Origin of the sequence: Pseudomonas sp. 2995-3, from assembly GCF_002742565.1 — a bacterium.
In the GTDB taxonomy this organism is placed as follows: Bacteria; Pseudomonadota; Gammaproteobacteria; order Pseudomonadales; family Pseudomonadaceae; genus Aquipseudomonas; species Aquipseudomonas edaphica.
Genome location: NZ_LJSB01000161.1, coordinates 1 through 485, shown reverse-complemented (window position 1 = coordinate 485; position 485 = coordinate 1). Strand labels below are relative to the sequence as shown.

Here is a 485-nt window from a genome sequence, read left to right as displayed (position 1 = left end):
TCGCAAAACAAGACAGAAACATTCTCGAACAGCATGTGGCTGATAAGGAAGCTCTTGAGGTCGCAACGTTCACTTTAGAGAACGAACTAGCTGGTCTTGAATCGCAAATGAACGAGCTTGAGGGACTACGTAATGCTTTAGAGGAACAACGTCAGGAAAAAGACGTTATTATTGAAGCGTTATTAAGAAAAGGAATAAATCTTGAAGAACAGTTAATGAGTTATGAAGAAGAGCAAGAATTTCTAAAAGCGCAGGAAGCCGCTGCGAAAAAAGAATTAGAGATTTGGGAAGAAGAACAGCGTCGTTTAGAGGAAGAACGGAAACGTCAAGAGGAAGAAGAACGGAAAAGACAAGAAGAATTAAAACGACAACAGGAAGAAGAAGAGCGAAAAAAGCAGGGACAACAAGAACAGCAACAGAATAATAATAGCGGTGGATCTGACAATTCCACGGGTTCCAATAATGGTAATAGTGGAGGATCAGAT

General features: G+C 40.4%; 1 pseudogene. It reads left to right on the top strand.

Annotation, left to right across the window (positions count from 1 at the left end):
- Window positions 1-485: pseudogene (locus tag AOA62_RS31785) on the top strand (hypothetical protein); the annotation flags it as partial.